General features: G+C 31.5%; 28 protein-coding genes. 26 read left to right on the forward strand and 2 right to left on the reverse strand.

What is annotated here, in order from left to right; all coding sequences use genetic code 11:
* Nucleotides 1-199: 199 nt before the first annotated feature.
* On the reverse strand, nt 200-1,096 hold the full coding sequence (gene rocF / locus KQI42_RS14460; RefSeq protein ID WP_216520932.1) for an arginase: 897 nt from the start codon (nt 1,094-1,096) through the stop codon (nt 200-202).
* A gap of 332 nt (nt 1,097-1,428) precedes the next feature.
* Here rocF and KQI42_RS14465 point away from each other — a divergent pair, with 332 nt between their 5' ends.
* The 17 genes from KQI42_RS14465 to KQI42_RS14545 all read left to right on the forward strand — a co-directional run bounded on the left by KQI42_RS14465 (nt 1,429) and on the right by KQI42_RS14545 (nt 15,150).
* A complete protein-coding gene (locus tag KQI42_RS14465) occupies nt 1,429-2,100 on the forward strand; it encodes an NAD(P)H-dependent oxidoreductase (RefSeq protein ID WP_216520933.1) in 672 nt (223 codons plus the stop codon).
* Nucleotides 2,101-2,228: 128 nt separating this feature from the next.
* Nucleotides 2,229-3,653, forward strand: a complete 1,425-nt coding sequence (eutA, locus tag KQI42_RS14470) for an ethanolamine ammonia-lyase reactivating factor EutA (protein ID WP_216520934.1) — start codon at nt 2,229-2,231, stop codon at nt 3,651-3,653.
* A gap of 18 nt (nt 3,654-3,671) precedes the next feature.
* The gene (locus KQI42_RS14475; RefSeq protein WP_216520935.1) at nt 3,672-5,036 is read left to right on the forward strand and encodes an ethanolamine ammonia-lyase subunit EutB; all 1,365 of its coding nucleotides are present in this window, start codon (nt 3,672-3,674) and stop codon (nt 5,034-5,036) included.
* 29 nt (nt 5,037-5,065) lie between these two features.
* Entirely contained in the window at nt 5,066-5,953 is an 888-nt protein-coding gene (gene eutC, locus KQI42_RS14480; RefSeq protein ID WP_216520936.1) for an ethanolamine ammonia-lyase subunit EutC, read from the forward strand.
* Nucleotides 5,954-5,969: 16 nt separating this feature from the next.
* Entirely contained in the window at nt 5,970-6,623 is a 654-nt protein-coding gene (gene eutL, locus KQI42_RS14485) for an ethanolamine utilization microcompartment protein EutL (RefSeq protein WP_216520937.1), read from the forward strand.
* Nucleotides 6,624-6,638: 15 nt separating this feature from the next.
* Complete coding sequence (locus tag KQI42_RS21840) at nt 6,639-7,202, forward strand: BMC domain-containing protein (RefSeq protein WP_216520938.1); 564 nt, start codon at nt 6,639-6,641, stop codon at nt 7,200-7,202.
* A 1-nt stretch (nt 7,203) separates the two neighbouring features.
* On the forward strand, nt 7,204-8,661 hold the full coding sequence (locus tag KQI42_RS14495; protein WP_216520939.1) for an acetaldehyde dehydrogenase (acetylating): 1,458 nt from the start codon (nt 7,204-7,206) through the stop codon (nt 8,659-8,661).
* Nucleotides 8,662-8,680: 19 nt separating this feature from the next.
* The gene (locus KQI42_RS14500) at nt 8,681-8,965 is read left to right on the forward strand and encodes a BMC domain-containing protein (RefSeq protein WP_216520940.1); all 285 of its coding nucleotides are present in this window, start codon (nt 8,681-8,683) and stop codon (nt 8,963-8,965) included.
* A 60-nt stretch (nt 8,966-9,025) separates the two neighbouring features.
* A complete protein-coding gene (gene pduL, locus KQI42_RS14505; protein WP_246566629.1) occupies nt 9,026-9,790 on the forward strand; it encodes a phosphate propanoyltransferase in 765 nt (254 codons plus the stop codon).
* Between the two features lie 14 nt (nt 9,791-9,804).
* Complete coding sequence (gene eutJ, locus KQI42_RS14510) at nt 9,805-10,632, forward strand: ethanolamine utilization protein EutJ (RefSeq protein WP_216520941.1); 828 nt, start codon at nt 9,805-9,807, stop codon at nt 10,630-10,632.
* 4 nt (nt 10,633-10,636) lie between these two features.
* Entirely contained in the window at nt 10,637-11,278 is a 642-nt protein-coding gene (locus tag KQI42_RS14515) for a hypothetical protein (protein WP_216520942.1), read from the forward strand.
* 16 nt (nt 11,279-11,294) lie between these two features.
* Entirely contained in the window at nt 11,295-11,570 is a 276-nt protein-coding gene (locus tag KQI42_RS14520; RefSeq protein ID WP_216520943.1) for a EutN/CcmL family microcompartment protein, read from the forward strand.
* A gap of 31 nt (nt 11,571-11,601) precedes the next feature.
* Nucleotides 11,602-11,886 carry a hypothetical protein gene (locus tag KQI42_RS14525; protein ID WP_216520944.1) on the forward strand — a complete coding sequence of 95 codons (285 nt, stop codon included), beginning with the start codon at nt 11,602-11,604 and terminating at the stop codon, nt 11,884-11,886.
* 11 nt (nt 11,887-11,897) lie between these two features.
* Complete coding sequence (gene eutM / locus KQI42_RS14530) at nt 11,898-12,176, forward strand: ethanolamine utilization microcompartment protein EutM (protein WP_216520945.1); 279 nt, start codon at nt 11,898-11,900, stop codon at nt 12,174-12,176.
* 23 nt (nt 12,177-12,199) lie between these two features.
* Nucleotides 12,200-13,294, forward strand: coding sequence for an ethanolamine utilization protein EutH (gene eutH, locus KQI42_RS14535; protein WP_216520946.1), 1,095 nt, complete (start codon nt 12,200-12,202; stop codon nt 13,292-13,294).
* 31 nt (nt 13,295-13,325) lie between these two features.
* Entirely contained in the window at nt 13,326-14,480 is a 1,155-nt protein-coding gene (locus KQI42_RS14540; RefSeq protein WP_216520947.1) for a 1-propanol dehydrogenase PduQ, read from the forward strand.
* A 67-nt stretch (nt 14,481-14,547) separates the two neighbouring features.
* A complete protein-coding gene (locus tag KQI42_RS14545) occupies nt 14,548-15,150 on the forward strand; it encodes a ribonuclease H1 domain-containing protein (RefSeq protein ID WP_216520948.1) in 603 nt (200 codons plus the stop codon).
* Between the two features lie 32 nt (nt 15,151-15,182).
* Here the strand turns inward: KQI42_RS14545 and KQI42_RS14550 are convergent, their stop codons facing one another.
* Nucleotides 15,183-15,608, reverse strand: a complete 426-nt coding sequence (locus KQI42_RS14550; RefSeq protein WP_216520949.1) for a deoxycytidylate deaminase — start codon at nt 15,606-15,608, stop codon at nt 15,183-15,185.
* Nucleotides 15,609-15,831: 223 nt separating this feature from the next.
* On the opposite strand from KQI42_RS14550, the gene KQI42_RS14555 reads away from it, so the two are divergent.
* The 9 genes from KQI42_RS14555 (at nt 15,832) to KQI42_RS14595 (ending at nt 25,955) form a co-directional block, all read left to right on the forward strand.
* On the forward strand, nt 15,832-17,367 hold the full coding sequence (locus KQI42_RS14555; RefSeq protein ID WP_216520950.1) for a GGDEF domain-containing protein: 1,536 nt from the start codon (nt 15,832-15,834) through the stop codon (nt 17,365-17,367).
* Nucleotides 17,368-17,452: 85 nt separating this feature from the next.
* Nucleotides 17,453-19,219, forward strand: a complete 1,767-nt coding sequence (locus tag KQI42_RS14560) for a sigma-54 interaction domain-containing protein (protein ID WP_216520951.1) — start codon at nt 17,453-17,455, stop codon at nt 19,217-19,219.
* Nucleotides 19,220-19,454: 235 nt separating this feature from the next.
* Nucleotides 19,455-20,735: an L-cysteine desulfidase family protein gene (locus KQI42_RS14565; protein WP_216520952.1), complete on the forward strand. Its 1,281-nt coding sequence runs from the start codon at nt 19,455-19,457 to the stop codon at nt 20,733-20,735.
* A 37-nt stretch (nt 20,736-20,772) separates the two neighbouring features.
* The gene (locus KQI42_RS14570; RefSeq protein ID WP_216520953.1) at nt 20,773-21,933 is read left to right on the forward strand and encodes a dicarboxylate/amino acid:cation symporter; all 1,161 of its coding nucleotides are present in this window, start codon (nt 20,773-20,775) and stop codon (nt 21,931-21,933) included.
* Between the two features lie 196 nt (nt 21,934-22,129).
* Entirely contained in the window at nt 22,130-23,077 is a 948-nt protein-coding gene (locus tag KQI42_RS14575; RefSeq protein WP_216520954.1) for a dipeptidase, read from the forward strand.
* Nucleotides 23,078-23,105: 28 nt separating this feature from the next.
* On the forward strand, nt 23,106-24,146 hold the full coding sequence (locus KQI42_RS14580) for a CapA family protein (protein ID WP_216520955.1): 1,041 nt from the start codon (nt 23,106-23,108) through the stop codon (nt 24,144-24,146).
* Nucleotides 24,147-24,164: 18 nt separating this feature from the next.
* Nucleotides 24,165-25,370, forward strand: a complete 1,206-nt coding sequence (locus KQI42_RS14585) for a patatin-like phospholipase family protein (protein ID WP_216520956.1) — start codon at nt 24,165-24,167, stop codon at nt 25,368-25,370.
* 74 nt (nt 25,371-25,444) lie between these two features.
* A complete protein-coding gene (locus KQI42_RS14590) occupies nt 25,445-25,720 on the forward strand; it encodes a hypothetical protein (RefSeq protein WP_216520957.1) in 276 nt (91 codons plus the stop codon).
* Between the two features lie 58 nt (nt 25,721-25,778).
* Complete coding sequence (locus KQI42_RS14595; RefSeq protein WP_216520958.1) at nt 25,779-25,955, forward strand: hypothetical protein; 177 nt, start codon at nt 25,779-25,781, stop codon at nt 25,953-25,955.
* Nucleotides 25,956-25,961: the final 6 nt, after the last annotated feature.

Genomic DNA, 25,961 nt, shown 5'->3' on the forward strand with positions numbered 1-25,961 from the left:
ATTAATGAAGAGTATTTAAATCCAGTAAGGATTAAGGTAGTATAAATGTAAACTGTGAGCACTTGCTTTCAGCATAGGGCGTACTTGGACACGCCAAAAAGAATAAGGCTTCCTAAGTAATTAGGTTGAAAAGTAATAGCAAACTTCTTTACGAAAAAGAATCCCCCATCTTCTATAAGTGGGGGAGGGTTCAAATACTTTATATAGTCTTAAATATATGATCTATCATTTCAATACAAACTTTAGTAGTTCTATCATCTACATCTAATTTAGGATTTAGTTCCACAAAGTCCATAGATGTAATAAAACCTTCGCCTAAAAACTTATCAAATAAAAATTTACCTTCTTCTACATTAAAACCGTTATCTACAGCAGTACCAGTACCAGGAACAATGGATTTATCTAATACATCAATATCAAAGCTTAAATGAACTCCATTTACATTGGAATCTTTAATCTTATTTATAATCTCTATGATAACGTTTTCAAGCCCTCGGTTTTTAACGATATCTATAGTATATAAATTCAAATTTAATTTCTTTGCTAGCTCTATTTCTCCTTGATCTAAGTCTCTTGCACCAACAATATAAACATTTTCTGGTTTTACCTTTGTTCCTTCAAAATATACATTAGTAAGTATAGGATGTCCTATTCCCATAGAAGCTGCTAAAGGCATACCGTGAATATTTCCAGATGGTGAAGTTTCATAGCTATTAATATCGCCATGAGCATCTACCCAAATAACAGCTATTTCTTTGAAATATTTACTACAACCAGCAATACTTCCTAAACCTAAAGCATGATCTCCCCCAATAACGAAGGGAAAACTTTTCCCACTTAAAGAACAATAAACTTCATGGGCTAAATTAGTATTTATTTCAGCTATAGGGCTTAGATATTTCATTTTTTCATGACATGCATACTTGTCCTCTTGACAAATAAATGGAACATCTATATCTCCTAAGTCATAGATTTGGTGTCCTCCTCTTTTCATTACTTCAACAATATTGTTTTCTCGAAGCTTAGTTGGACCATATTGAGCCCCTTCTTTATCACATCCATAATTAATTGGTACACCTATTAAATTTACGTTCATTGGTATAACCCCCTAAATTTAAATTTCTGAAAAATTGGATGATATAATATATTTACTCAATATATTATATCATTAAAAAAAGAAATTTGTTGAGAAACCTATTTTTTTTGTACAAGTGTTATTTTTAAGACAAAGATTTATTATTATAACTTTTATACTTAATTCTGTATTAAAAGGAAAATTATTTGATATTTAAATGAGTATTGGGGTAAGAAAATAATAAAGCTAGGAATAAATTCAATATGATTAGGGCTAAAATGTAATATTAGGACAAATGCATTAATAGTGTATATATTAAGTGGAAACTGGAAAACAGAGGAGGCTTTTAGGATATGGGAAGAAAATATGATGAGATCTTAGGTGTTCATAATTTTAGATTTGCTTGTAAAGAATTTGATGAAAATAGAAAAGTTTCAGAAGATGATATAAAGCTAATTTTAGAAGTAGGTAGGCTTTCACCAAGTTCTTTCGGATTTGAACCCTGGAAGTTCCTTGTAGTAGAGAATGAATATTTAAAGGAAAAAATGTTTTCTGTAGCTTGGGGTGTTCAAAGACAAATGCCAAGTTTAAGTCACCTAATTATAGTACTAGCTAGGAAAAAAACGGATATGATATATAATTCAAAGTATATAAAATATATGATGGAAGAAATTCAACATATACCTAAGGATATGATAAATCCACGATTAGATAGGTATAAAAACTTCTTAGAAGAGGACTTTCAACTTCTTGACGATGAGAGATCCATATTTGACTGGGCTTGTAAACAAACATATATTGCCCTTGGAAATATGATGACGGCAGCAGCAGAGTTAGGAATAGATTCTTGTCCTATCGAAGGATTTCATAGAGAGAAGTTAGAAGCTTTATTAGAGAAACAAGAAATGTTAGATAGAGAACATTTTGGAGTTTCTTATATGGTAGCCTTTGGATACAGAAAGGAAGATCCTAGTAGGCAGAAAACTAGAAAACCTTTTAATGAAGTAGTAGAATGGATAAAATAAAACTAGAATATTTTTAAAACTAAATAAAAAATATAAAGATGTATTTTGGTTGGAGAAAAAAGCCATAATAGGTTTGTAAGATCTATTATGGCTTTTTTTATTTATAAAAATTAGAAAGGAGGGCTAAAATGAGTGAAGATATTCTAAGTGTAGGAATTGATGTAGGTACATCTACAACTCAGTTAGTATTTAGCCAGCTTACCATAGACAATACTGCTTCTATAGCTTCAATTCCAATAGTTAGAATCGTAGATAAAAAAGTTATATACAAAAGTGATATACATTTTACTCCCCTTATTTCCTATAAAGAAATTGATGGATTAGGAGTTAGAAAGATTATTGAAAAAGAATATGAAAGAGCCAATATTAAACCAGAAGAAGTGGGAACGGGTGCAGTTATTATAACAGGAGAAACTGCTCGAAAAGAAAATGCCAAAGAAATTTTAAATAATTTAAGTGGATTGGCTGGGGACTTTGTAGTAGCTACAGCAGGACCTGATTTAGAAGGAATAATTGCAGGAAAAGGTGCAGGAGCAGCCATTTTTTCTAAAGAGAAGCTTACTACCATAGCTAATTTAGATATAGGAGGAGGAACTACTAATATTGCTGTTTTTAAAGATGGAGAAGTAATAGATACAGCTTGTTTAGATATAGGAGGCCGACTTATTAAGGTAGAAAACAATAAAATCTCTTATATCTCAGATAAGATTAAGAAATTGGCTACTTCTATAGGCTTAGAAATTAACATTGGAGATACAGCAGATAAAAATAAGATTAAAAAAATTACAGATAGAATGGCAGTATTATTAGAAGAAGTAGTAGGCATTAGACCTCCTTCTGATGATTTAGAATACATAGTTACCAATAAGGATCTAAAGAGAGACTATAAAATTGAATATATATCCTTTACAGGAGGCGTTGCTGATTATATAAAAGCTTCTGAAGAAATGGATTTTAAATATGGAGATATCGGAGTAATTTTGGGAGAATCTATATTCAACTCTAAGGTGGTTAAAGAAAAGAAGATATACAAGCCAATAGAAACCATTAGAGCCACAGTAGTAGGGGCAGGTTCTCATACAACAGATATTAGTGGAAGCACTATTTATTATAGCGAAGACGTACTTCCCATTAAAAATATACCCATACTGAAACTAACAGAAGAAGATGAAAAGAGTTCTTATGAAAGAATCAGTGAAATCATATCAGATAAAATTAATTGGTTTAACTTAGAAAATGAAAAACAATTAGTAGGGTTAGCAATGAAAGGCGTTAGAAATTCTAGTTTTGACGAAGTTCAATCTTTAGCTAAAGCTATAACAAAAGGAATGAAAGAAATGGTCCAAAGTAATTTTCCGTTAATTGTAATTCTTGAAAATGATTTAGCTAAAGCTTTAGGTCAAAATATTAATATTCAGCTTAACCACAAGAAAAATTTAGTGTGTATAGACTCAATAAAAGTGGAAAATGGAGACTATATAGACATTGGAAAACCTATTGCTAGTGGAACAGTAGTACCTGTAGTAGTTAAAACATTATTATTTGGTTATTAAATTAGAGAGGTGAATAGGATGAGATTGAAAACCAAGCTTTTCGGAACTGTATATCAATTTAAAGACATTAAAGAAGTATTAGCTAAAGCCAATGAAGAAAAATCAGGAGACCATTTAGCTGGTATTGCTGCTGAATCCTTAACGGAAAGAGTAGCAGCCAAAGAAGTATTAAGCAATCTATTGTTGAAGGACTTAAGAAATAACCCAGCAGTTCCTTATGAAGAAGACGAGGTAACCAGAGTTATTCAAGATTCAGTAAATGAAAGAATATATAATGAAATTCAAAATTGGTCTGTAGCAGAATTGAGAGAATGGATACTAGATATTAAGACTACGGATAAGGAAATAAAACGTATAAGCAATGGGCTTACCAGTGAAATGATAGCTTCTGTAGCCAAATTAATGTCTAATTTAGACTTAATTTATGGAGCTAAAAAAATTGAAGTATTGGCTAATTGCAATACTACTATAGGAAGACCAAATACCTTAGCTATTAGACTTCAGCCTAACCATCCAACAGATAACTTAGACGGAGTACTAATATCTTTGTATGAAGGTTTAAGTTATGGAATAGGAGATGCAGTTATAGGTTTGAATCCTGTAAACGATACTGTAGACAATGTTATAGCAATACTTAATATGTTTGAAGAAGTAAAACAAAAATGGGAAATACCTACTCAAAACTGCGTTTTAGCCCATGTAACTACCCAGATGGAAGCTGTAAGGAGAGGGGCACCTGCAGATATGATATTCCAAAGTATAGCAGGAACTCAAAAAGGAAATGAAGCTTTTGGTGTTACTGCTGCCTTACTAGATGAGGCTAAGGATTTAGTATTAAGACAAGGAACTTGTACAGGACCTAATGTAATGTACTTTGAAACTGGGCAAGGCTCTGAATTATCCTCAGATGCTCATCATGGAGTAGACCAAGTAACACTTGAAGCCAGATGTTATGGTCTTGCTAAACGATATAGTCCTTTCTTAGTCAATACAGTTGTAGGTTTTATAGGACCAGAATATTTGTATGACAGTAAACAAGTTATAAGAGCTGGATTAGAGGACCATTTTATGGGCAAGTTAACAGGCATTTCAATGGGAGTAGATGTGTGTTATACAAATCATATGAAAGCTGACCAAAACGATATAGAAAATCTAGCAGTATTATTATCTACAGCAGGAGTAAATTACTTAATAGCAGTTCCAGAAGGAGATGACGTAATGCTTAATTATCAATCAGCAGGATACCATGATGGAGCCGCTTTAAGGGAAACTTTAGGATTAAGACCTATAAGAGAATTTGAAATATGGCTTGAAAAGATGGGAATCTATGAGAATGGAAAATTGACTAAAAAAGCTGGAGACGCTTCAATCTTTTTAAAATAGAAGACTAAAACCATGAAGGAGGGAAGAACATGATAACTGAAAATCAATTAAGGAACATTATAGAGCAAGTAATAGGAGAAATTAATGTTAAGGACAAGGAAGAAGTTAAAAGTAACAATATTTCTAACTATTGTTCAGAAGATAACTGTAATGAAGAAGACATACCAGATATTACAGCAGTAAATTTAAGAAAAGAAATGGATGTAGAAAATCCTGTAAATAGAGAAGCTTATTTAAAGTTAAAAGAATATACAGATGCTAGACTTGGCATATCTAGAGCTGGTGCTAGATATAAAACCTTCAGTCAGTTAAGGTTTAGGGCAGACCATGCTGTAGCTATGGATGCGGTATTTACTTATGTATCTGATGAATTTATAGAAGATATGGAGCTTTTTTCAGTCAACACTATGTGTAAAGATAAAGATGAATATCTGACTAGGCCAGATTTAGGAAGAAGATTTGATGAAGAGGCTATAAAGACTATTAAAGAAAAATGTGTAATGAATCCCCAAGTGCAAATATATATATCCGATGGATTAAGTTCTACAGCCATAGAAACCAATGCTAAAGATACTTATAAGTCTATAGTTCAAGGATTGAACAGCTATGGAATTAAGGCTGGAACACCTTTCTTTGTAAAACATGGTAGAGTTCCAGCTATGGACTTTCTATCAGAAATAATAAATCCAGATGTAATTATAGTTCTGATAGGAGAAAGGCCAGGATTAGCTACAGGGGAAAGTATGAGTTGTTATATGGCATATAAACCAAAAGTGGGAATGCCAGAATCTAGAAGAACTGTAGTATCTAATATCCATAAAAATGGGACTTCAGCAGTTGAAGCAGGAGCTTATATAGCAGAAGTAATCAAAAAAATGTTGGACCAAAAAGCTAGTGGATTAGATTTAAAACTATAATGGGGAGGTTTTAAATATGAGAAACGATAGATTACAAACGACAATACTAAGCGTTAAGCTTATACCGAATGTAAGCCCCGATTTAGCCAAAGAGTTGGAACTAGAGTCTGATGTTAGAAGTATAGGTATTTTAACTACGGATAGTGATGATGTTACCTATACAGCTTTAGATGAAGCCACAAAAAAAGCTGATGTAAAAGTAGTATATGCAAGATCTTTTTATGCGGGAGCTGCCAATGCCAATACAAAATTAGCAGGAGAAGTCATTGGAATATTGGCAGGACCAAATCCAATGGAGGTAAAAAGTGGTCTAAATGCTGCTATTAGCTATATAGAAAATGATGCGGCATTTTATAGTGCAAATGAAGATGATTCCATAGTTTATTTTGCTCATACCATATCAAGAACAGGGTCATATTTATCCAATGTTGCAGGAATATCAGAAGGAGAAGCATTAGCATACCTTATAGCTCCTCCCTTAGAATCAATATATGCATTAGATGCAGCATTAAAGGCATCAGATGTAAGAATGGTAGCTTTTTATGGACCACCATCAGAGACCAACTTTGGCGGAGGGTTATTAACAGGAAGTCAATCAGCTTGCAAAGCTGCTTCTGATGCTTTTGCAGAAGCCGTTCAGTTTGTAGCTGACAACCCTATTAGTTATTAAAAAAGGTGATGTAAAATGAAGAATAAAGCTTTAGGATTAATAGAAACATATGGATATATACCTGCTATAGAAGCAGCCGATGCTAGTGCTAAATCGGCTAATGTGACTATTATCAAAATGGAGTTGGTTAAAGGAGGATTAGTATGTATATTTCTAACAGGAGATGTAAGTGCAGTAAAAACAGCGGTAGATGCAGGGGAGGTTGCAGCTAATATGGTAGGACGTGTAGTCTCTAAAACAGTTATTTCTAGACCGGGAGAAAGTCTTGAAACTATATTAAATGGAAATAAAAGTAAAGAAGAAAAAATAAAAGAAAATACTTCAAAAGGTAATACTAAAAAAGAGAAAGATATACAGGAAGAAAATTCACAGGATAAATCTAAAGACAAATCAACAGAAACGAAAGAAGGAAGTGTAAATAATTTAGATTTAGATAATTTAGGATCAATGAAGGTTGTTGAGCTTAGAAAAATAGCGAGAAACTTAGATGGCTTAGATATGGATAACAATGAAATTAAAGTTGCTAAAAAAGATGAACTTATTACAGCCATAGGAAAATATTCGGGAAAGGAGGAGTAGCATGGAAGTGTTAGATAAAGATTTACTGTCTGTCCAAGAAGCTAGAAATTTAATATCAAAAGCTAAAGAAGCTCAAAAAAAATATTGTGAGTTATCCATGGAAAGAATAAATAAAATAGTAGATGCAGTAGCTAAAGCTGCTTCAAGAGAAGCTGAAAGCTTGGCTATCCTTGCCAGTGAAGAAACTGGATTTGGAAACTATAAGGATAAGACAGCAAAAAATAAGTTAGCTAGTGACAAACTATATGATTATATAAAAGACATGAAGACTCTAGGGATTATAAGAGAGGATAAGGAAAAGAAAATAGTCGAGATAGGTACTCCAGTTGGTATAATTACTGCCTTAATTCCATCCACTAATCCAACATCAACAACTATATATAAGACTTTAATAGCATTAAAGTCTGGAAATGCCATAATATTTAGTCCTCACCCAGGAGCATATAAATGCATTTCTAAAACTGTAGAAATATTGAGTAAAGCAGCTGTAGAAAATGGAGCACCTGAAGGGTTAATAAGCTGTCAATCTATATTAACTATGGAATCCACTAATGAGCTTATGAAAAATAGGAATATAGGAACTATATTAGCTACAGGTGGATCCAATATGGTAAGAGCAGCTTATAGTTCAGGAAATCCTGCTATAGGAGTTGGGCCAGGAAATGTTCCAGCCTATATTGAAAGAAGTGCTGATGTAGAAAAGGCAGTTAGAAGAATATTTAGTAGTAAAACCTTTGATAATGGAACTATTTGTGCTTCAGAACAGTCTATAATTACTGAAAAGATTATAGAAGAAAAGGTTAAAGTAGAAGTAGTTAAACAAGGAGGATATTTCCTTTTTGGTGATAAATTAGCAAGAGTTTTAAAAGTAATGGATAATCCTAATGGTTTGATTAATCCTAAGATAGTAGGAAAAACAGCAGAAGATATAGCAGAAATGGCAGGTATAGAAATTCCTAAAGGAACAAGAGTCCTACTTTATGAAGAAAAAGGAGTAGGTAGAGAGTATCCTTTTTCTAAAGAAAAATTAACAGCTTTATTAGGTTTTTATACTGTAGAAAGTTGGAAAGAAGCTTGTGAATTATGCTTTAGACTTCTAGAATATGGAGGACTAGGGCATACCTTATCCATTCATTCTAATAATGAAGAGATAATAAGGGAATTTGCTTTACACAAACCAGTTTCTAGAATACTAGTAAATACTCCTTCTTCTCAAGGAGCAGTAGGAATAACAACTAATTTAGCGCCATCTTTAACTTTAGGTTCAGGAGCAGTAGGAGGTAGTGCAACTTCTGACAATGTAACACCTATGAATCTAATCAATATAAGAAGAATGGCATATGGGATTGAAGGTTTTGAAGAATTTTATGAAGAACCAGATATATGTAAGAAAGAGTCTATAGACGTTGATACAATAGCAAAAATAGTTATAGAGAAATTAAAAGAACTATCTAAGTAAATAAAGAGGAGGAATAGCTATGTCAAATTTAAATGCATTGGGAATGATAGAAACCAAAGGATTAATAGGAGCAGTAGAAGCAGCAGATGCTATGGTTAAAGCAGCCAATGTTTCATTGATAGGAAAGGTGCTAGTAGGTGGAGGATTGGTAACAGTAATGGTAAGAGGAGATGTAGGAGCTGTTAAAGCTGCTACAGATGCAGGAGCTGCTGCAGCAGAAAGAGTTGGAGAATTAATATCCGTTCATGTAATACCACGACCTCATGGAGAAGTAGAAGTAATCTTACCAAAACCAGGTGAGTAGTAAGACTCCAGACCATGAAAATGGTCTGGAAATCTAACCTTATTAAAGGGAGTTGAGTTCATGAAAGTATTAACAGAGGAATCCCTAAGAGTCCAGTTCAAAAAACAGACACCAGAAAAATATGTAGTAGATAAAAAAGCAATAATAACTCCTTCTGCTAAAGAGTACTTGGCTAAAAAGAACGTAGAACTGATTATACAAGACGATATGGGAGAGAATGGTGAAATTGTAATAGAAGAAGCTAATAATAATCCTTATAATAAAATCCCTGTAGAAGCTTCTGGCAGACATATTCATCTATCCCAGGAAGATATGGATAGTTTGTTTGGTCAAGGTTATGAAATGACTGTAGTAAAAGAACTTTCCCAACCAGGTCAATATCAGTATAAAGAAAGGGTTACTTTAATAGGACCAAAAGGAACAATACAAAGGGTAGCCATATTAGGACCTGTAAGAGGAAGAACTCAGATTGAAATCTCCTTAACGGATGCAGTAGTTTTAGGTATAAAACCGCCAATAAGGGAATCAGGGGATTTAGATGGAGCAGAAGCTTTATTTGTATCTACACCAAGGAATGTGCTAAAAGTTGAAGAAGGCGTAATCGTAGCTAAACGTCATATACACATGACAGAAGAAGATGCAAAAAAGCTAAATGTTAAAGATAAGGATATAGTGAAAGTAAAAATTAATAGTAAAAGACCTGTTATCTTTGAAGAAGTAGTAGTTAGAGCAAATAAAAATTATAAACTTAGTATGCACATCGATTATGATGAGGCCAATGCAGTAGCCTTGGAGAAAGAGACCTATGGTGAGATTCTTTATTGAGAAAGGAGAAAATAATGAACTTTAATGAGGTAAACAAATTGATTAAAGAAGTAGAAGAAAGCATGAAAAAGATTACCTCCTTTAATAAAAATGAAGAATTACTGGTTGGAGTAGATTTAGGAACAGCCTATATAGTATTGGTAGTTTTAGATCAAAAAAAGAAACCTATAGCCTGCGAAATGGAATTTGCTCAAGTTATTAGAGATGGGCTAGTGGTAGATTATATGGGAGCATTGACCATAGTAAAAAGATTGAAAGAAAAATTGGAAAAAAGATTGGGAGTATTTTTAGAAAAAGCAGCTATTGCTATACCACCTCATACAGAAAAAGCTAATACAAAAACTCATAAGTATGTAGTAGAAGGAGCTGGTATGGAAGTAGTGAATATTCTGGATGAGCCAACAGCAGCTAATTCAGTACTCCAAATAGACAATGGAGTTATAGTGGATATTGGCGGCGGTACTACAGGATTAGCTATATTTAAAGATAAAGAAGTAATATATACAGCTGATGAACCTACAGGAGGAACTCACCTAACCCTAGTATTGGCAGGTAATTATAAGATTACTTTTGAAGAAGCTGAGAAAATTAAAACAGATAAAAAGAGACAAAGTGAAATTCTTCCCATTGTAACACCAGTAATTCAAAAGGTTTCTTCTATTATCTATAGACATATAAAAGATTATTCTGTAGACCATATATATTTAGTCGGAGGAACCAGTTCTTTACAAGGGGTTGAAAAGATTATTGAAAAGGAAGTTCATGTTCCCACAGAAAAGCCTTATAATCCCTTCCTTGTAACTCCTTTAGGAATTGCAATGAATTGCTATCTTAGGGAGTGACACTATGGATAGAGAAGATTTAATAAAAATAATAACAGAAGAAGTATTAAAAAGGTTAAATACAGACATAAGAGAAGAAAACAGAAAGACTTTGTTTATTGGGCAAGAGGATGAAAAATATAAATACAGTTCAGCAATTTCTGATTGGAGCAATATAGTCTTTACAAGAGAATATAAAGACATAGATCCATTTCAAACTATTATTTTCCCTTTCTTATCAAATAAGGATTTAGTAGATATATCTTTAGGAGAAGAAGGAAGTTTAGTATCCACCATGGTTATTGAAGGAATTATGAAAGGAAAGAAAATAATTATCTTAGATGAAGGTATTTATTTTAAAAAATTTAAAGAAAGTACCAACATTAATTTTTATAATATGTTGGAAGGTTATATAGAGAAAATTAAATCCTTTGGAGTGATTATCTCTAAAGGTGAAGATTTAACAAACCATATATATAATGAAGAAAAAAATCAAAATAATATCTTAAATTTAAGAGAGAAAAATCTCATTACTCAAATAGATCTAGAAGAATACAACTTAAAGAAAGATTTGACCATACTAGTAAATGAAAAAACTATAATAACTTCTTTAGCTATGGATATGATAAAAGAAAATAGATGGGAGATTAAAAGGGTAAATAGTTGACGGAAGGAAGATATTTATGATTATTGGCAAAGTTGTGGGAAATGTATGGGCAACTAGAAAAGAAGAATCTTTACATGGATTAAAGCTTTTAATAGTAAAGCCTATAGACTATTATTCATACAAAGAAGAAGATACTTTGGTGGCTGCAGATATTGTAGGAGCTGGTATAGGAGAAGTAGTTTTAATAGTTAAGGGCAGTTCTGCTAGGAGAGCTTTATTTAATAAGGATTCACCTGTAGATGCTACTATAGTAGGAATTATAGATGAAGTGGAAGTCAATAAATCTCTTTAAATAATTAATAAAGTAGATAAGGGGTGAGGAAATGGGCAAAAAATTAATATCTCCAACAAATTTAAATCAATATATATCCGAAGGACAGAAAGAAATACTAATAGATAAAACCATGATAATATCCCCTGGAGCTAAAGATTTACTAGAAGAACAAGGAATAACTATTATATATGATGATATTTCTAAAGATCAAAGTAGAGAAAAGGATCTATTAAAGGAAAAAATAAAAGATATTCTCATAAGAGAATTCAAAATTAATGATCAAAAAACAGTTGAAGATTTAATCACTAAGGTATATGAGAAAATTAAATATTAGGAGGAATGACTATGACAAATTCAAATGCACTTGGAATGATAGAAACCAAAGGATTAGTAGGAGCAGTAGAAGCAGCAGATGCTATGGTTAAAGCAGCCAATGTTACGCTAATAGGAAAGGAACAAATAGGTGGAGGATTAGTAACAGTAATGGTAAGAGGAGATGTAGGAGCTGTTAAGGCGGCTACAGACGCAGGAGCTGCTGCTGCAGAAAGAGTTGGAGAATTAATATCTGTTCATGTAATACCACGACCTCATGGAGAAGTAGAAACCATACTTCCCAATAAATAATCAGTAGCAGGAGGAGGTAGGTTATGGGAATTAATGATATCATCGTCTATATAATGGTAGCATTTATGGCAATAGGAGCTATAGATAGGATTATAGGTAATAGGTTTGGATATGGTCAGCAGTTTGAAGAAGGTATTATGGCTATGGGGTCTTTAGCTTTGGCAATGGTAGGAGTCGTGTCCTTAGCTCCCGTATTAGCAAATATTTTAAAACCAGCAATAGTTCCAATTTATACTGCTTTAGGAGCAGATCCTGCAATGTTTGCCACTACTTTATTAGCCAATGACATGGGTGGTTATTCACTAGCTATGGAGCTGGCTCAATCGGAAGAAGCAGGACTTTTTGCAGGATTAATACTAGGTTCAATGATGGGACCTACAATAGTTTTTACTATTCCAGTAGCCCTTGGAATAATAAAGGAAGAAGATCACCAGTTTTTAGCAACAGGGATTTTAGCTGGTTTAATCACTGTTCCTATTGGATGTCTAATAGGAGGAATCGTAGCAGGATTTCCAATATCACTAATACTGAGAAACTTAGTTCCTATAGTAATAGTATCTTTACTTTTGGTTCTTGGGCTTTGGAAAATACCAGAAAAAATAATAAAAGGATTTACAGCATTTGGAAAAGGTGTTGTGATAATTATAACTATAGGATTAGCTGCTATTATAATAGAAACCTTGACAGGTATAGTAGTTATTCCAGGTATGGCACCAGTTTCAGAGGGAATTCAAACTGTAGGAGGAATAGCTCTCATGCTGGCAGGAGCATTTCCATTAGTACATTTCATTACTAAGGTATTTAGGAAACCTTTACTTAGAATGGGTAAATTACTAGGCATGGGAGAAGTTGCAGCAGCAGGAATGGTTTCTTCTTTGGCAAATAATATACCTATGTTTGGTTTAATGAAAGATATGGATAACAGGGGTAAGATAATAAATGTTGCTTTTGCAGTAAGTGGATCCTTTGTTTTTGGAGATCACTTAGGATTTACTGCAGGAGTGGCTAAGAATATGATATTTCCTGTAGTAGTTGGAAAATTAACGGCTGGAATAACAGCAGTTTTAGTAGCTATATTTATTATAAATAGAGGATATGGAAGACCAAAAGAAATTTAAAAAATATATAGTTTAAGATGGGGGTAATACCTTGAATAGATTTATTCAAAAAACTGAAATATACCACGGATTTAACTCCATAGAAAGTTTGAGAAATATAGATAAAAAGAGGATATTTATAGTAACAGATGAGTCTATGGTAAAACTGGGAATGTTAACGAAGATTACATTTATATTGGATAGCTTAAATATTGATTGGAGCTTTTTCCAAGAGGTTAAGCCAGATCCTTCCTTAGATATTGTAAAAAAAGGTCTTCAACTTATGATAGATTTTAAGCCTGATGCAATAATAGGATTAGGGGGAGGATCATCTTTAGATACATCTAAAGGAATACTATATTACTATATGAAAACTTTAAATACGTTGATATATAACGAAAAGATCCATAAGCCTTATCTTATTGCTGTACCTACTACCAGTGGTTCTGGCTCAGAAGTAACAGCATATTCTGTAATAACAGATACAGAAAAAGATATAAAGATTCCTTTAGTAGACGAAAATATGATTCCAGATATGGCTATTTTAGATAGTCAATTTACTATGAGTGTACCACAAAAGATTACAGCAGATACAGGATTAGATGTATTAACTCATGCCATAGAAGCATATGTATCTAGAAATGCTACTAATTTTACGGATTCATATGCTGAAAAGGCTATTAAAATGGTTTTTAAATATTTATTAAGAGCTTATGGAAATGGTGATGATAAAGAAGCAAGGGAAAAAATGCACGATGCTTCTTGTATGGCAGGAATTGCTTTTACTAATGGAGGCTTAGGATTAAATCATAGTATAGCTCATGGCATTGGTGCAAAACTGCACATACCTCATGGTAGAGCCAATGCTATTCTTCTTCCCTATGTTATAGAATTTAATTCAGGTATAGGTGGGGACTTAAAGGAAGAAACAGGGGAAAAGTATAGAGAAATATCAGAGATCTTAGGATTTCCTCATTCTACAATAGAAGAAGGAATAAGAAGTTTAATAGTGGCTATAAATGTTTTAAAAGAAAATTTAAACATTCCTTTAACTTTAAAAGATGCAGGAACCGATAAATCTCTATTTGAAAAAGAAAAGGACAATATAGTTAGAAATGTAATGAAAGATTTTTGTTTGCCTGCAAATCCAATAGAAGTTAGCGAAAAGGATGTATATTCTATATTAGAAAAGATAGGCGGTTACTAAAGGCTGGGTTTTCCTCGGCCATTTTTACTGCTATAATAGTATATATTAATTAACTAGAGGTGAAAAAATGGCTAAATACTATTATGCTGTAAAAAAGGGGAAAAATACGGGTATATATGAAACTTGGAAAGAATGTGAGGCACAAGTAAGAGGTTATTCTGGAGCAGAATATAAGAAATTTTCAACCTATGAAGAAGCCCTTGATTTTATAGAACATAAAGAAGAATCAATAAAAAGAGAAATAATAGATTTAAAGGAAAATGAAATGATTGCATATGTAGACGGAAGCTTTAATTTAGAGACTATGACCTATAGCTATGGAGCAGTAGTTTTTACACAGGAAGGTAAGGAAGTCTATAATGGTAAGGAAAGTAATGAGGACCTAGCGGAAATGAGAAATGTATCTGGAGAAATTAAAGGTGCTATGGTTGCTATGGAAGTGGCTCTTAAGAAAGGGAAAGATATTTTATATCTTCATTATGATTATATGGGAATAGAACAATGGGCTACAGGACAGTGGAAAACAAATAAGGATGGAACTAAAGCTTATAAGGCTTATTATGATTCAATTAAAGATAGACTTAAGGTAGAATTTGTAAAGGTAAAAGCCCATAGCGGAATAGAATACAATGAGGAAGCTGATAGACTAGCTAAGGAAGCTTTGATGTAAAAACTAAAGTCCACCCAAATTGGGTGGATTATTTATATCTTTATAAATTGGATATTATTTTTTCTTAACAATTCTACAGCATAATCATCAATTCTATAATCATTTTTATAATAAATTTGTTTAATTCCAGCTTGTATTAATGCTTTAGTACAATTAAGGCATGGAAAATGGGTTACATATACGGTACAGTTTTTCACTGCGATACCTTCCTTAGCACAATATACTAAAGCGTTAATTTCTGCATGTATTGTTGCAATACAATGTCCATCTCTAATAGTATGTCCTACATCATCACAGTGATCATTTCCAGAAATTGATCCATTATATCCACTAGATACAATTCTATGATCATCATTGACAATTAAGCATCCAACTTCTGCTCTATCACAGGTAGAACGAGTTGCAACTATTTCAGCTATTTGCATAAAGTATTCGTTCCAGTCTTTTCTTTTTTTCATTTCAACTTTCTCCTTTCAAAGGTAGTATTCAGGTTCTACTTTTCAAAATTGAACATAAGAATATTTATTATAGCTCATGCTAATATGATTTTATATTATACCATAGAAAAATAGTAGGTTAAAAGTTTATGAAAATATAAATTACAATATGGTGCTAGTTTGTTAATTATTGTATAATTATAATACTATAATGAATAGATAAAGGGAATAGAGGTGCGTAGACTTGGAAGGTAAGACTAAAAAGTTTATGTTTTATTTAACACCTATGTTTATTTGTTTCTGGTATCTACTAATATTTTTAGTAGATAATAATACATATAAAAGTCAACATATAGGACAGATTATGAGTATAATAGGAAGTTTCATTGCTCTTGTTTCCTTATATTCAACGACTAGAAGGGCTAAAAATTATGAAAAGTATTATTGGTTTTTTCTATGCTTAATTCCTTTTAGTTATATTATAGGGGAAATTTCTTGTATATATTATGGAATAGACAGAATAGCCTCAGTACCAAATATAAAATGGAATTATTATATTTTTGGAGTTAAATATTTATTATTTTTAATAGGACTTTTATCTTTATCTAGGGGGAGTAAGGATAAACGTAAGGGAGTAAGAATTTTACTAGATACATTTATAGTGATGGCGGCTTTTAATACATTTCTATGGTATTATATTGCAGAACCAATATATCTTAATAATGTTGTTAGCTTTAGATCTTTATTGATATTGACTCTTATGCCTGTAGGGGATATAGGAGTATTTTTTGCTGCCATTTATGGATTCAACAGATCTGATGAAATTTTTTCAAAGGATATTTTTCTATTATTAATGTTAGGATTTTTGTTAGAATTAGGGTTAAATTTAACTAATTTAGTTAGAAATGTTTATGGAATAGATATACAGACAAAATTATTGGAACCCTTATATTCTTTAACACTTCTATTTATAGCATTATCAGGAGAAAAAAACAGAAGATTTAAGAAAATTAATATAAGGAATAGTACTATAGAACATAATTTTGTTAGTTCTTTAATTCCTTATATAGGACTTGTTTTTCTTTTGATTACTTTATTATTTAATTTTAAGGATTTAAATAGTATTATGATAGGAATAATACTTGTATCTATATTTGTTACTTTTAGACAGGTTCTTGCATTTATAGAAAATAAAAAATTATTTAGTCTGCTTAAATCTACGAACAAAGAACTGGAAGTAGCTAATGAAACTTTAAGGCATTTCTATAATGTAAAAGAAGAAGAGGCTAAAACCGATTTTTTAACAGGATTATACAATAGAAGATTTATAGAAGAAAGATTTGAAGAAATATTGAGTAATCATAATTCTACAGAAGATCTTTCGGCATTGATGGTAGATATTGATTATTTTAAGAAAGTAAATGACACTTTTGGTCACGATATTGGAGATATAGTATTAAAAGAAGTATCTAATATAATGAAGAAAAATATTAGAATCAATGATGTGTTAATACGTTTTGGTGGAGAAGAGTTTATATGTTTTCTCCCAAACACGAGTTTAGAGATTGCTAAAAAAATAGCAGAAAGGCTGAGAAGTCAGATTGAAAGCTATGAATTTAATGTTAATGATATTAGTGTCAATATTACTGTCAGTATAGGAATTGCAAAGATGGACTTAGTTCAATCAAAGAAGGATATTAATTATATGATAATTAAAGCAGATAAGGCTTTATATGAAGCGAAACAGATGGGGAGAAATAGAATTGTAGTAGAAAAATAACACTTTCAAAAGAAAGTGTTATTTTTCTACTCACAAATGCTGCAAAATGTATTATACTGAAGATAATAGAAAAGGAGTGAAGAAAATGAGTTTGTTTAGGATACAAAGTTCTGTTCAAGAAGTAGCAGAAGCCATAGCAGCAGTGTTGAATGTAGACGTAACAATAATCGATGAAGATATGTATAGAGTTGCTGCTACTGGTAAATATAAAGATTCTATAGGAAAAAGACTTCCTAATAGTTGCTCCTTTGAAGTAGTCGCAAAAACTAAAAAACCAGAAATAATAGATAAACCAAATGTAAGTAAGCAGTGTATTAGCTGTAGTTTAAAAGGAAACTGTGCTGAAATGGCTACATTAGGATATCCAATACTAAATAAGAAAAAGTTACTTGGAGTAATTGGGCTTATAGCCTTTAACAATGAACAAAAAGAAAAGATACAAGAAAAGAGAGAATGTCTTTTAGTATTTTTAAGTAAGCTAGGGGATCTGTTGGCTGGAAATGTAAACTATAATGAAACTATAAGGGATATTACTATTCAGAATGAAGAAACGAGAATGATAATAGATGGCTTAGATAAAGGCATTATATGTACTGATAAAGATGGGAAAATAAAATTTGTCAATTCAAAGATTGAGAAATATTTAGAGATAGATAAAGAAAAATTAATAAACAATAACATAGATAATATACTTCCTCATTTAAGAGAAGACCAAAAAGAAACTTTATCTATAGAAAAAAAGATAAGAATAGGGAATAAAAAAAAGAGCTTTATAATAAGGAATATCCCTGTAGTTTTAGAAGGAAATAAGGTTAGCTCTATATTAGAGGTTCATAAAACCTTTGATATGGTAAGAAGTGCATATAAACTTATAGAAGGAGAACGCAGGATAGCATTTAAAGATATAATAGGAAATAGTCCCAAAATATTAGAAGTTAAATCCATTGCTAGCAATATTGCTTCTAGTGAATCTACTATCCTACTAAGAGGAGAAAGCGGTACTGGCAAGGAACTTTTTGCTAGAGCCATTCATTACGAAAGTGATAGAAAAAAAGCACCATTTATAGCCATTAACTGTGCATCTATTCCTGATAATCTTTTAGAAAGTGAACTTTTTGGTTATGAAGGTGGCTCTTTTACTGGAGCAAAAAAAGAAGGACAGATGGGTAAGTTTGAGTTAGCTAATGGAGGTACGTTATTTTTAGATGAAATAGGTGATCTACCTATTCATCTTCAGCCTAAGTTGTTAAGAGCATTACAAGAGCAAGCTTTTATGCGAGTAGGAGGCAAAGAACTTATAAATATTAATTTTAGATTAATTGCAGCCACTAATAGAAATTTAGAAGAAATGGTATCTAATGGAGAATTTAGAGAGGATCTTTATTATAGACTAAATGTAATACCCATAAATATACCTCCTTTGAGAGAACGCCAAGGAGATATAGACCTATTAAGTCAAAATTTGCTTAGAAAGAATTGCATTAAATTAGAAAAAGAAGAAAAATTTTATTCTAGAGAGCTAGAAGAAGCCTTTCATCGATATCCATGGCCAGGAAATATTAGAGAATTAGAAAATACAGTAGAATATTTAGTCAATATAGTTAAAGAAAAAGAAATACCCTTTAGTGCTTTGCCTTTAAATATTAAAGATTACTTATATAGTTTAAATAGTGGAGATTGGATTGACAAGAAAACATTGAAAGAGTTTATGGATGACTATGAAAAAAGAATATTAGAAAATTATCTTAAAGAATATGGCTCTACAACTAAAGATAAAGAGATTATAGCTGAATTATTAGATATTAATCTATCAACTTTATATAGAAAGCTTACAAAATATAATTTGCAATAATGAGAAATAATTTGCATTATTGCAAATAGATCCTAAAACAATCTATGAGCCAGTCCTATTAATAAATACCCTATTTATTTGCAATAATGAAAAATAAATATAAAGTTAAATTTTTTGAATCTATATGAAAACTCGCTCCTATGGCTAATTATAGGAGTTTTTTATTAAAATTAAATAGTGGCACATTATTTGCATTGTTATAAGTTAACTCCAACAATGGAAAGGTGTGGATCACATGGTATATGAAGATAGGAAAAGTTACTTATTAAATATGGTTAGAGAAGAAACGGTGCCCGCCATAGGCTGTACAGAACCTGTAGCTGTAGCCTATGCTGCTGCAGTTGGAAAGAAATATTTAAATGTACCTATGGAAAAGATGAATATTTTAGTAAGTAAAAACATATTTAAAAATGGTAAATCTGTTATAATACCAAATACAGAAGAATGGGGGCTAGATTTAGCAGCAGTTCTAGGAGTAGTAGAAGGAAATTCAGATGATGGTCTTTTGGTTTTAAAAAATGTAAACCAAAATTCTCTTCATACAGCTCATAGAATAATAGATGAAGGGAGAGTAACTGTAAATTACTTAGAAGAAAGTCCTGATGTTTATGTGGAAGTATGTTTAGCAGGTACTAACAATAAAGTAGAAGTTATATTAAAGGATAGTCACAATCATATAGATAAAGTTATAGTAAATGAAACCATAGTCTATGAAGGAAAATCGAAAGAAAATAAGAGAACTTCTTATAGCGTATTAAGAGAGATGAATTTTAAGGATATAAGGGAGATAGCAGAAGAAATTCCTTTAAAGGATATATCATTTATAGAGGAAGGAATAGCTATGAACAGAAAGGCAGCTGAAAATGGAATAAGTGGAAAAAAAGGACTAAAATTAGGTGCTGCGTTGTATAAACTACAAAAAGATGGTAAAATATATGGAGATGCATCTACTAAGGCTAGAATTTTAACTGCCGCCTCTGCAGACATTAGAATGGGTGGTGGAGATTGCCCGATAATGACTAGTGCTGGCAGTGGTAATCAAGGATTAGGAGTAATTCTTCCCGTAATGGTAGTAGCTGAAGAAAATGATATAGAGAAAGAAAAATTACTTAGAGCTATATTTCTTGCCCATGTAATAAACAAATATGTAAAGATTTATACTGGAAAATTATCTGCTATGTGTGGTTGCTCGATAGCAGCAGGAATAGGTGCTAGTGCAGGTATTACTTGGATGCTTGGAGGTACTGACGAGGAAATTAGTGGTGCCGCTCAGAATATGTTATCTAATTTAACTGGAATGATATGTGACGGAGCCAAAGAAACTTGTGCTTTTAAACTATCTACTTCAGCAGGTGAAGCCGTTTTATCTGCTTATTTAGCTTTAGAAGATATTATAGTAAAGCCTAATATTGGTATAATCGGTAGTTCTATAGAAGAAACTATAAAAAATGTAGGCATTCTTTGCAAAGACGGTCTTTCCTATGCAGATAATATAATTGTGGATATAATTCAATAATTAATTATATCAAAATACAATAAAGAGGGGAGATTCAATGAGTAAAGTTAAAGACAACTTAATCATTAAGCTTCTTTTAGCAGTAGCTATAGGAGTGGGAGTAGGGTTACTAGTAAACGAAAGCATAGTTGGTATTATTGTTACCATAAAACACATTTTAGGTCAATTTATTTTTTTCTGTGTACCTTTAATAATTATTGGTTTTATAACACCTTCAATTACAGAATTAAAGTCTAATGCTAGTAAAATGCTAGGTAGTGCTTTAGCAATAGCATATCTCTCATCTGTGGGAGCAGCTTTATTATCAACAATAGCTGGTTATATAATAATTCCTAGTTTAAATATAGTAAGTGACCCAGCAGGATTAAGAACTTTACCAGAATTAGTTTTTCAACTTAATATTTCCCCTGTTATGCCAGTTATGTCTGCTTTAGTATTAGCTATAGTTATGGGACTTACGATTATATGGACCAATTCAAAAACTTTGGAAAATATATTTCTTGAATTTCATAATGTAATGATGGCAGTAGTAAAAAGGATGGTTATACCTATATTGCCTATATTCATAGCTACTACTTTTGCAGGATTAGCCTATGAAGGAAGTATTACAAAACAATTTCCTGTTTTCATTAGTGTAATTTTAATAGTTATAGCAGGCCATTTTATTTGGCTAGGAGTTCTTTATGGTATAGGAGGATTAATTTCTAAGAAAAATCCTAAAGATGTATTTAAACACTATGGTCCTGCTTATTTAACGGCAGTAGGAACTATGTCTAGTGCAGCAACTTTACCAGTAGCTTTAGAATGTGCCAGAAAATCTTCAATATTAGATAGAGAGATCGTTGACTTTACTATACCTATTTGTTCAACTATTCACCTCTGTGGTTCGGTCTTAACAGAAACATTCTTTGTAATGACAGTATCAAAATTACTGTACGGTACACTACCAACTTTATCGTCTATGATTACATTTATAATTTTATTGGGAATATTTGCTGTAGGAGCACCGGGAGTTCCAGGGGGCACTGTAATGGCTTCTTTAGGTTTAATTACAGGTGTTCTAGGTTTTGACCAGTCAGGAGCTGCTTTGATGCTTACAATATTTGCATTACAAGATAGTTTTGGAACAGCTTGTAATATAACTGGAGATGGAGCTATAGCTCTAATGTTAACGGGTATATATAAGAAAAAACAATAAAAAAATTAGTAGAGAAACTCTGGCGTAAAGGACCAGAGTTTTTTTAGGATAAAAAAGGGTATATTTTATAATAAAAAGGGAATTATAAATTTCCTCATTGTACATCTGTTTTAACTGAAAAAGGAAAATAAAATTAATACTATTATAAACAAACATCATATATAATATTGTTAAATTATTTTAAGGAGATGAAAGAATGAATTATTTAGACTTACATGCGAATAGTATAGTGATAGATGGTCATTCAGATATACCTTTATATATGTTCAAAAATAGACAATATAATAAAAAGCCTTTTATAAAGGATCACCTACCTTTGTTAAAAGAAGGAGGAATCAATATTGTTTTCATTAATCTATTTGAAAACCTTCATCCAGAAGGATCGCTAAAAGAAGCATTAACTCAGGTAGGAGATATCTACAAAGAATTAGAAGAAACAGAAGAAGCTATTCTTATAAAAAATAAAAAGGATTTAAACAAAGTTCTAAAGGAGAATAAGATAGGTTTAGTTCTTTCTATGGAAGGTTTAGAACCTATTAGTAATGAAATCTCTTTACTTAGTGTTTTTCATGAATTAGGTTTAAGATGTGGAACTTTAACTTGGAATCATAGAAATTATTTTGCTTCTGGTCTATATGAAATAGGAGGATTGAGTAATTTAGGAAAAGCTGCAGTAAAAGAAATGGAAAGGCTTAATATAGTTGTTGATGTATCTCATTTAAACGAGGAAGGATTCTGGGATGTAATCAGTATTGTAGAAAAGCCAATAATAGCATCTCATTCCAATGCTAAAGCTGTGTACAACCATCCAAGAAATTTAACTGATGAGCAAGTAAAGGCTATAGTCAACACTAAAGGTGTTATTGGATTAAATGGTTACTTTACTCAAGATATAGACAAAGAGAGCTTGAATACTTATATGGAGCATTTAGAATATTTATTAGACATAGCTGGAGAAGATCATGTAGGATTGGGATTTGATTTTAATAGTTATCTAGGAGATGGTGGATTAAAAGATTTAGAAGATTGTACAAAAACTTCAAATGTAACAAAAGAGCTTATAAAAAGAGGGTATAAAGAAGAAACTATAAAAAAGGTACTAGGATTAAATTTTTTAAGGATTTTGGAAGGAATCTTATTGTAATTAAAACAATATAAAATAGGAGGTAAAGATGAAGAAAGGGTTTCTATTGCTCTTGATTTTAACAATATTGATAAATGGAGTTCCTATACAAGCAGAAGAAGTTAATCAAAGTGAAAATCTTACTATTACATTAGTAGGAGATTTACTGATGGACGGTAGTGTAAGACGCCAGATAGAAAAAAATGGATTAGGATATCCTTGGGAAATGGTAAAGGAATACTTTCAAGAAAGTGAATTAACTATAGGAAACCTAGAAACCAGTATTACTACTAGAGGGACAAAATGGCCTGATAAACAATTTAATTTTAGGTCTCATCCTAATAATTTAAAGGCTATGAAAGAAGCAGGAATAGACGTAGTGACTTTAGCAAATAATCATACTTTAGACTTTGGATATGAAGGATTATTAGATACTTTAAGACATTTGGATAAATATGAGATTCAACATGCTGGAGGAGGAAAGAATAAAAAAGAAGCTATAGAGGGAACTATAATTGAGAGAAATGGATTAAAGATAGGTGTTTTATCTTTTTCTAGAGTCGTTCCTGATGTAAGATGGTACGCTACTAGTAAAAGAGCTGGTATAGTTGGAGCTTATGATCCTCATATTGAAGAAGTATTAAATAGAGTAAAAGAAATGAAAGAAGAAGCAGATATAGTAATTTTATCTGTTCATTGGGGCATAGAGAGAAGTACTGTGCCGAGGAAACAGGAAATTCAGCTGGCTCGAAAGGCCATAGATGCAGGAGCAGATATAATAATGGGTCATCATCCCCATGTGTTACAAGGTATTGAAATCTATAAGGGAAAACCTATAATTTATAGTTTGGGAAATTTTGTATTTGGCTCAAGAGATCAATTAACTTCAACAACTATGATTGCTCAGATAAATATCAATGAAAAGAATATTGATAACATAGAGATTATACCTTGTTCTATAGTAAATGGAAGACCTATTCCTTTAACTGGGAATAAAAGGGTTGAAAAAATAGACTATATAAATACTTTATCTAAGGATTTTAAAACTAAAATTAATAAAGAAGGCATTATAAAAATAAATAAACAATAAAAGAGGTGATTCTTACTAATGCATGGCCTGGTTTTAGAGGGGGGAGGAGCTAAGGGAGCTTATCATATAGGAGCTTATAAAGCTTTAGTAGAAGAAGGCATTGAAGTTCAAGGAGTTTCAGGCACTTCTATTGGAGCTTTAAATGGAGCTATGATAGTCCAAGGTGATTATGAAAGGTGTTATGAGCTTTGGTATGATTTAAGTTATTCTATGGTGATTGATGCCAGTGATGAAGAGATAGAAAAGATTAAACACCTAAAACTAGGAAAAGAAGATTTAGCCAGTGTAGCCGAGAAATTAAAAACTGTTATTGCAGACAAAGGATTTGATATTACCCCTTTTAAGAATTTACTAAATACCTATATAGATGAAGAGAAAATTAGAAACTCTGGAAAGGATTTTGGAATAGTTACTGTTAATATTACAGACTTAAAACCTCTACAAATTTATTTAGAAGATATTCCTAATGGAGAATTAAGAAATTATTTAATGGCGAGTGCTTATTTACCAATATTTAAGACAGAAAAGCTGGGAGGAAAAATCTATTTAGATGGTGGAATTTACGATAATCTTCCTTTCGGTATGTTAAAAAATAAAGGCTATAGGGATTTAATCTTAGTAAGAACCCATGGAATGGGCATTACTCGAAAAGTTGATTTATCAGATTTAAATGCTATATTAATATCTCCAAAAGATGATTTAGGAAAAACTCTAGAATTTGAACCAAGTAGATCTAGAAGAAACATTCAATTAGGATATTATGATGGACTAAAAGCTCTAAGAGGATTAAAAGGAGAACTATACTATATTGAATCAAAAAAAGATAAAGATTATTATCTCCAATATTTACTTGGTTTAAAGGAAAAACAGGTAAGAAAAATACAAGAAATTTTAAAGCTCCCAGAGATTCCTTATAGAAGATCATTGTTTGAATATATAATACCTAAATTGGCTTCTATGCTAGATTTAGATAAAGATTATAATTATGAAGATTTAATTATTAGTTTACTGGAAAAGAAGGCAGAGGAATATCATATTAAAAGGTTCAAGATTTATTCTTGTGAAGAGCTATTGGATATGGTTAAAAACAAAGAAATTAACCAAAAAAGAAGAGAATGTAGTAGATTAAATAAAATTATTGAAAAGGTAGATATTATATCTATCTTCAATAAGGAACAAACGATTTTAGAAATAGGAAATATAATATTTGATAGGGAAGAATAATTCTTCCTTTTTTTATTTATTGGGAACTTTTTATATACTTTGTATATCTAATTAGTAGAAGGGAATGGAGGTGGATGGAAATTATTCAGCTGGATAATAGAAGAATCGTAAAAAAGATAAAAAAAGGAGAATTAGACTGTCTTCTAAGTTGGATGATGGCAAGAAAGGACAAGTTATATAAAATAGGTTGGTCCTATTTGTATAATCACGAAGACATAGAAGATATATTTCAAAATACCCTTCTTAAAGCCTATGAAAATATTAATAGTTTAAAAAAGCCTGATTACTTTGAACAAAGCCGAAAGATGCAATCCCCTTCTATAACAGTATTTTTCTCTTTAGGAGGGTAGGGTTCACATAAAAGATAAGAAAGGTAGAGCAGTAGATTTAAATAATGAAAAATGGGAAATGACTATGTATAATTTTATAAAGGAACAAAGGATAGAATTAAAGAATAGCCAAGTAAGAGAATATCGTCCAGAATCAAAGAATTACACAAAAGAACTAATTCCAGAAAAATTATATATAAAAGGTTTAGAATATAATAAATTTCCAAACGTTAAAAAAACTATAAAATTAAAGTAGTGGTTT

The organism is Tissierella simiarum (assembly GCF_018917865.1).
Lineage (GTDB): Bacteria > Bacillota > Clostridia > Tissierellales > Tissierellaceae > Tissierella_C > Tissierella_C simiarum.

Excerpts from the sequence above, each read along its gene's own strand:
- KQI42_RS14495 (WP_216520939.1), top strand. The coding sequence starts at position 7,204 with ATGGAAGTGTTAGATAAAGATTTACTGTCTGTCCAAGAAGCTAGAAAT.
- eutJ (WP_216520941.1), top strand. The coding sequence starts at position 9,805 with ATGAACTTTAATGAGGTAAACAAATTGATTAAAGAAGTAGAAGAAAGC.
- KQI42_RS14585 (WP_216520956.1), top strand. The coding sequence starts at position 24,165 with ATGCATGGCCTGGTTTTAGAGGGGGGAGGAGCTAAGGGAGCTTATCAT.
- KQI42_RS14545 (WP_216520948.1), top strand. The coding sequence starts at position 14,548 with ATGGCTAAATACTATTATGCTGTAAAAAAGGGGAAAAATACGGGTATA.
- KQI42_RS14570 (WP_216520953.1), top strand. The coding sequence starts at position 20,773 with ATGAGTAAAGTTAAAGACAACTTAATCATTAAGCTTCTTTTAGCAGTA.
- KQI42_RS14575 (WP_216520954.1), top strand. The coding sequence starts at position 22,130 with ATGAATTATTTAGACTTACATGCGAATAGTATAGTGATAGATGGTCAT.
- KQI42_RS14560 (WP_216520951.1), top strand. The coding sequence starts at position 17,453 with ATGAGTTTGTTTAGGATACAAAGTTCTGTTCAAGAAGTAGCAGAAGCC.
- eutH (WP_216520946.1), top strand. The coding sequence starts at position 12,200 with ATGGGAATTAATGATATCATCGTCTATATAATGGTAGCATTTATGGCA.
- KQI42_RS14475 (WP_216520935.1), top strand. The coding sequence starts at position 3,672 with ATGAGATTGAAAACCAAGCTTTTCGGAACTGTATATCAATTTAAAGAC.
- KQI42_RS14580 (WP_216520955.1), top strand. The coding sequence starts at position 23,106 with ATGAAGAAAGGGTTTCTATTGCTCTTGATTTTAACAATATTGATAAAT.
- KQI42_RS21840 (WP_216520938.1), top strand. The coding sequence starts at position 6,639 with ATGAAGAATAAAGCTTTAGGATTAATAGAAACATATGGATATATACCT.
- eutC (WP_216520936.1), top strand. The coding sequence starts at position 5,066 with ATGATAACTGAAAATCAATTAAGGAACATTATAGAGCAAGTAATAGGA.
- KQI42_RS14565 (WP_216520952.1), top strand. The coding sequence starts at position 19,455 with ATGGTATATGAAGATAGGAAAAGTTACTTATTAAATATGGTTAGAGAA.
- eutM (WP_216520945.1), top strand. The coding sequence starts at position 11,898 with ATGACAAATTCAAATGCACTTGGAATGATAGAAACCAAAGGATTAGTA.
- KQI42_RS14595 (WP_216520958.1), top strand. The coding sequence starts at position 25,779 with ATGACTATGTATAATTTTATAAAGGAACAAAGGATAGAATTAAAGAAT.
- KQI42_RS14515 (WP_216520942.1), top strand. The coding sequence starts at position 10,637 with ATGGATAGAGAAGATTTAATAAAAATAATAACAGAAGAAGTATTAAAA.
- KQI42_RS14550 (WP_216520949.1), bottom strand. The coding sequence starts at position 15,608 with ATGAAAAAAAGAAAAGACTGGAACGAATACTTTATGCAAATAGCTGAA.
- KQI42_RS14465 (WP_216520933.1), top strand. The coding sequence starts at position 1,429 with ATGGGAAGAAAATATGATGAGATCTTAGGTGTTCATAATTTTAGATTT.
- rocF (WP_216520932.1), bottom strand. The coding sequence starts at position 1,096 with ATGAACGTAAATTTAATAGGTGTACCAATTAATTATGGATGTGATAAA.
- KQI42_RS14500 (WP_216520940.1), top strand. The coding sequence starts at position 8,681 with ATGTCAAATTTAAATGCATTGGGAATGATAGAAACCAAAGGATTAATA.
- KQI42_RS14525 (WP_216520944.1), top strand. The coding sequence starts at position 11,602 with ATGGGCAAAAAATTAATATCTCCAACAAATTTAAATCAATATATATCC.
- pduL (WP_246566629.1), top strand. The coding sequence starts at position 9,026 with ATGAAAGTATTAACAGAGGAATCCCTAAGAGTCCAGTTCAAAAAACAG.
- KQI42_RS14590 (WP_216520957.1), top strand. The coding sequence starts at position 25,445 with ATGGAAATTATTCAGCTGGATAATAGAAGAATCGTAAAAAAGATAAAA.
- eutA (WP_216520934.1), top strand. The coding sequence starts at position 2,229 with ATGAGTGAAGATATTCTAAGTGTAGGAATTGATGTAGGTACATCTACA.
- eutL (WP_216520937.1), top strand. The coding sequence starts at position 5,970 with ATGAGAAACGATAGATTACAAACGACAATACTAAGCGTTAAGCTTATA.
- KQI42_RS14520 (WP_216520943.1), top strand. The coding sequence starts at position 11,295 with ATGATTATTGGCAAAGTTGTGGGAAATGTATGGGCAACTAGAAAAGAA.